At 49.6% G+C, this 5,660-nt stretch carries 3 protein-coding genes and 1 pseudogene; all 4 read left to right on the plus strand.

Annotated features, from left to right (window positions below; genetic code table 11):
* Window positions 1–236: 236 nt before the first annotated feature.
* The 4 genes and pseudogenes from L3N51_RS12720 to rfbB all read left to right on the plus strand — a co-directional run bounded on the left by L3N51_RS12720 (window position 237) and on the right by rfbB (window position 5,297).
* Window positions 237–1,283, plus strand: a pseudogene (locus L3N51_RS12720) (glycosyltransferase family 4 protein).
* 352 nt (window positions 1,284–1,635) lie between these two features.
* On the plus strand, window positions 1,636–2,691 hold the full coding sequence (locus L3N51_RS12140) for a glucose-1-phosphate thymidylyltransferase (RefSeq protein WP_238027482.1): 1,056 nt from the start codon (window positions 1,636–1,638) through the stop codon (window positions 2,689–2,691).
* Between the two features lie 218 nt (window positions 2,692–2,909).
* Window positions 2,910–3,785 (plus strand): FkbM family methyltransferase, encoded by an 876-nt coding sequence (locus L3N51_RS12145; protein WP_238027483.1) that lies wholly within the window; start codon window positions 2,910–2,912, stop codon window positions 3,783–3,785.
* A gap of 540 nt (window positions 3,786–4,325) precedes the next feature.
* Window positions 4,326–5,297, plus strand: a complete 972-nt coding sequence (rfbB, locus tag L3N51_RS12150) for a dTDP-glucose 4,6-dehydratase (protein ID WP_238027484.1) — start codon at window positions 4,326–4,328, stop codon at window positions 5,295–5,297.
* Window positions 5,298–5,660: the final 363 nt, after the last annotated feature.

Genomic DNA, 5,660 nt, shown 5'->3' on the forward strand with positions numbered 1-5,660 from the left:
GGAAGTGGTTCTCCACCTACTTCACCGTCTACAACCTGTTGCAATTGTGGCAGGTGAGATAAATTGTTGGACACACTCAGTAAGCATTTTATTATCCAACGTCTAAAGAGTTATTAAGGTCTTCCATGCCTTTAATTCGGCTCTTTAGTATTTCAGTAAAGTTCCTGACCTGTGACTGACAGTTCGCATGTTCCTGAAGGAAGAAGCTTTAATGAAGTACCGGTATATCACCCACTGTGAAACTGCTGTTCGTGAATCACAGGGACGTGTACCATCCTCAGGCGGGCGGGGCAGAGAACGTCATCCTGGAGGTTGCGAAAAGGCTGGTTAAGCGCGGGGTTGACGTATCTTGGTTAAGTGAGGCTGTCGGTTCTCCTCCCAACACTGTGGAAGGAGTGAAGCTCCTGCATGCGGGTAATCAAGTCTCACTACATCTTCACTCTCTGCGCTTCGCTAGGGAGTACGATGTGGTAGTGGACAGTGTTGCCCACGCGGTTCCCTTCTTCTCCTACCTCGTTAACAGGAAGTCCATTGCCCTGGTTCATCACGTTCACCAGGAGGTGGTGAAGTACGAGCTTAATCCTCTGACCGCCCTTCTGGTCAGGCAACTGGAGAAAGGAGTGAGGGGTTACCCCTGGATAATCTCGGTCTCCAACACGACGAAGAGGGACCTGGTCTCTCTGAAGGTGGATCCATCCAGGGTGACGGTGATTCATAACGGGATTGACCATTCCCTTTATCGCCCGGGGGAGAAGTCTTCAACTCCCACGATTCTCTAGATAGGGAGGATGAAGAGGTATAAGAATCCCCTTGACGCCATCCAGATGTTCAGGCGCTTAAGGAGACGCGCTACCCTGATCATCGCGGGAGGAGGTGAGCTGGAGGGTGAGGTGAGGTGCGCCATTCAGGGGGAGAGTAACATTCAATACCTGGGAAGGATACCCGAGGAGAAGAAGGTGGAGCTCTACCAGAGGGCCTGGGTGGTACTCTCGACCTCGTTCATTGAGGGGTGGGGAATGATCGTGATTGAGGCCAACGCCTGCGGGACACCTGTGGTTGGGTATGCCCGCGGATCAATTCCCGAGATAATTCAGGACGGGGTAAATGGTTTTCTTGTGCCATACAAGGATCTGGATGCCATGGCCAGGCGGGTGGAATACCTTCTGGACGAGGGGGTCATGAGGGAGTTCTCCAGGGCCAGTTATCAGACTTCACTTAAATATGACTGGGAGAAAACTGCGGAGCAGTATTACGAGAAGATGAGGGAAGTGGCTGAGTCGTGACTCACTTGAGAATCGTGGTGTTTCTGGACCTGTATTTTGATGCACATTTTCCCATAACGCACATGGGATTTATTGACCAGACCGTCTCAGGAGCCTACATCACCTTTATCCTGACGAGATCAGGAGGACAAGGGTCTTAGGGGCTCTTTTCGTCAGGGCTCCCCTTATCTTATATCTTTACCCTAGTACTTTGTGTAAGTTTTTACCCAGTTCTCTCTGAACGGCGCCCATGCCAGAGGATAAAAATTAATCAAAACTACTAGCGACGACCTAGTTGACGAGAATTGATGTAGTTTCCAGTGTGATCACGTTCCATAGAGAAGTTTATTTTGCTCAAGTTTAATCTCACTTTATGAAGGGATTACTTCTTGCGGGAGGTCACGGTACCAGGTTAAGGCCCTTGACCCACACTGGGAACAAGCATACCATTCCCATTGCCAATAAGCCCATGGTCCTTTACGCCGTGGAGAACCTGATCAACGCGGGAATCCGCGACATCACAGTGATTCTAGGCCCCATGAAAGAGGGAATCACCGAGGCCATAGGTTCCAGGTACCCCGCGACCTTTCATTACGTGGAGCAGGAACCGCTGGGGCTGGCCCACGCAGTGATGAAGGCCGAGCCATATCTGGATGAGCCCTTCATCATGCACCTTGGGGACAACCTGCTCCAGAACGGGATCTCCCAGTTTCTGAACAGGTTTAACGAGACCCACGCTGACGCCGTAATAGGGGTCACCCCCGTTAAGGACCCGAGGCAGTACGGTGTCGTGGTCCTGGAGAACGGGAGGGTGAAGAAACTGGTGGAGAAGCCCAGGGATCCACCCTCAAATCTCGCGTTGGTGGGTGTTTACGTGTTCACCCCCATCATTCACGATTACACGAGAAAACTGAAGCCGAGCTGGAGAGGGGAGTACGAGATCACCGACGTTATCCAGATGATGGTGGATGACGGCAAACGCGTGGAGGTGGTTCACGTGGAGGGGTGGTGGAAGGATACGGGGAAGCCCGAGGACTTGCTCGAGGCAAATCAGCTTGTTCTGGATGGGCTCGAGGGTACCTTTCATCACGACCACGCCACAATCCAGGGAAGAGTTCAGGTAGGGGAAGGGACAGTCCTGAAGGAGAACGTCACAATCCGCGGACCCGTTGTCGTGGGAAGGAACTGCGTCATAGGCCCCAACGTGTACATTGGCCCATACACCTCAATCTGGGATGGATGTGAGCTCAGCGACGTGGAGATAGAGAACTCGATCCTCATGAAGGAGGTTAAGATCAGGGGAGTTAACGCCAGGATAAGCGACAGCATCCTGGGGAATAACGTGGTTGTGGAGAGTAAACCCGGTATTCCCAGGGTTACGAGGCTGGTGGTGGGAGACAGGTCCAAGATAACGCTGTCAAGTCCTTGAGTGCGTTACGCGATTCTTCTAGGTTGTTGATCTCCTTCATAGTGTCGTCATGTCGGCATATTTTAAGTTTCAAGGGATTCAATGCGAAGTCGCGAAGCCATAAAACTAATTTATGCAAGTTTGACCACACCATGATCTCCTTCAGCTAGGGATGCTAGTGTTCTTTCTATCTAAACCAACAGTCATGTTTTATATACTTCAAAATTGACTCTTATTTAATGTCATTAATAACAAAGTATGAGAGGGCGAGGATGATTGCGCGATCTCTGCGGGTCAGCACTGCGGATGTACTCGTTTCTTACCTCTTGAAAAGAAATTTGAGGGTTAACTTGGCGGGTTCCACAATCCATATTCCCCTTTCCAATGCTGCCTCATTAGCCGAGCTTCTCTCAAAGAATTGGGAAGTAACAGGCCTTCAAGGGAACCTGATAACCTTAACCAATAACCACGAGAAGGTGAGTATAACCTGCAGAACTAATAAGGGATGGGATCTGGGACATCTTGTAGAGATATATTTGAGAAAAGTTTACGACTACGACGTAAAGGATAAGGTAGTTATAGATGCGGGGGCAAGTAACGGCGACTCAAGCATATTTTTCGCGAAAAAGGGGGCTAAAAAAGTAATAGCACTGGAGCCTGACGAAGAGAGTTTCTCTTTGGCGATAAGGAATGTGGAAGCTTCAGGGGTGAAGGACAGGGTGGTACTTTTGAACCAGGCCTTAGCCTCACGGAAGGGAAAGATCACCTTTTACGTTTACGAGAATAATGTGAATGGTAACTCCATAGACCCTGAGAACATGGTCAAGCTGAGTCAGAAACTTATTCCAAGGACAGTGGACAGCGTGACCTTACAGGATTTGCTGGATATGGTGAAGGGTGAGACGGTGGGTCTACTGAAAATGGATTGTGAGGGGTGCGAGTATTCTGTACTTGGTAGCTTGGACAGGAACTCGTTTAACAGGATTGAAGCAATAACCATGGAGTATCACAACGGGTTGCAGAACTTACGGGAAATTCTTGAAAGCAACGGGTTCAAGGTTAGGGTGGAGAGTTCTTCAGGGAAAATGGGATATATCGATGCGAGAAGAGAGTGAGGGGCTACGTCTGGGCTTCTCCATGCGATTTGTATATATCGTTTCTTATTTTAGACGATTTGGCTTAGAATTGATTTAGAGATTGTATCCTGACCCGCTACTGATCAAGGTACCTGAATGGTTTGGTTCCTACTAGGGAATGCCCCGATTTGAGCCCGAACTGAGCGATGAGGGGCTCAATCTGCAGGTGTTAGACATCTATGGTCAGAACTAGCGTGTGGAGTATTTGTAAGTCGTGTGGAGTATTTGTAAGTAAGGCACAGCAGACTTTGCTAAATATTAAATTAAGAGGCAGTCTGGACGTTACTTGGCAAAAACTCAACGCATTAGTTTAGAATTATTTTAATTCAATTCAATATAGTTTGTGGATTTTCTGGAATAAGCTTTATCCACCGCGATACCATAGCTCAGCCTCATCCTGACGTGATTCGTCCAAATATTCCATACACTACAATTCAATATACATTTATTGAAAATGGATTTCCCATCTATTAGTATAGGGTGGGAAAGGGTTAATATCCACTGTTCACTTTTCCCACCATGGAAGGTAAAGCGCTGGTCACGGGAGGTTATGGGTTCATTGGATCCAATTTCGTGAGGATGATCTCTGGTACACTAGATGTTATAGTTGTGGATAACTTCTCCGTTGGATCAAACAGGAGAAACCTAGAGGGGGTTAACGTAAGGACAGTTGAGATGGATATACGTGATCCGCGTATCCAGGACCTGATCCGACGCGAAAAGCCTGATTTCATCTTCAACTTCGCCGCTGAGTCCCACGTGGATCGTAGCATCCAGGACCCCCTCTCCTTCGTGTCCACCAACGTTTTGGGAGTGGCCAACCTCCTCGAGGGAGTGAGGCGCTACCACGAGGACGCGGTGTTCATTCAGGTTGGGACAGCCGAGGAGTACGGGGAGATCTTCTCGGGCTCATTCAAGGAGGGAGATCCCCTCAACCCTTCATCCCCCTACTCTGCCTCCAAGGCTGGCGCAACCCTCCTGGCCATGGCCTACTCCCGCACCTATCACCTGGACGTTCGCGTCACGAGGAGCGCAAACAACTACGGTCCCTACCAGTTTCCTGAGAAGCTCATACCCAAGACGATCATTCGCGCCCTCCGTGACCTGCCGGTTCCCGTGTACGGTACAGGAAAGAACGTTAGGGACTGGATTTACGTTCTCGATAATTGCGAGGCTATCCTCACAGTGGCAGAGAGGGGAAAGCCAGGTATCTACAACATCTCCTCGGGGGAGGAAAGGACAAATCTGGAGGTGGTGAACGCGGTTCTCTCCCTCCTGGGAAAGCCAGGGCTGGTGAAGTTTGTGGAGGACAGGCCAGGTCTCGACTTCAGGTACAGTGTGGATTCCACCAGGGTGAGGGAGCTGGGCTGGAGACCAAGGGTGAGCTTTGAGGAGGGGATAAGGCTCACGGTGGAGTGGTACCTGAGGAACAGGTGGTGGTGGGAGGGAGTGGACGAGCGGGTTCTGGGGGAGACCCCCTTCAAGTCCTGAGGTTAGCGTTGGTACCTGTGCAGTAGTTTAGAGGATCTAGTTAGGTTTGTTGTGTATTTCACGTTGATGGCTCCTTAAATACACAACGACATAAGAACTCTGTTTTGATTTTTTCTTTAGCACGGGCACCGTTCAAAGAGCATTGAGAAAAACTTACACAAAGTACTAAGGTTGCTCAGGCTCTCTGGATTGTGTGATGTGGAGGGTAACTGATTAAAACCCGGTGAAGGCGTCACGGATCTGTTGGCGTCAAACGCTTCAGCGCGATGCCGTCTCGAAACTCAGTTAGCACTTTTCGGAACTTACCTCAGGCTGAACAGTTTCTTGGTATCACCCACCTCAAGGTAAAGGGTTTTAAGCAGG

Source organism: Metallosphaera javensis (ex Hofmann et al. 2022), assembly GCF_022064045.1.
GTDB classification, from domain to species: Archaea; Thermoproteota; Thermoprotei_A; order Sulfolobales; family Sulfolobaceae; genus Metallosphaera; species Metallosphaera javensis.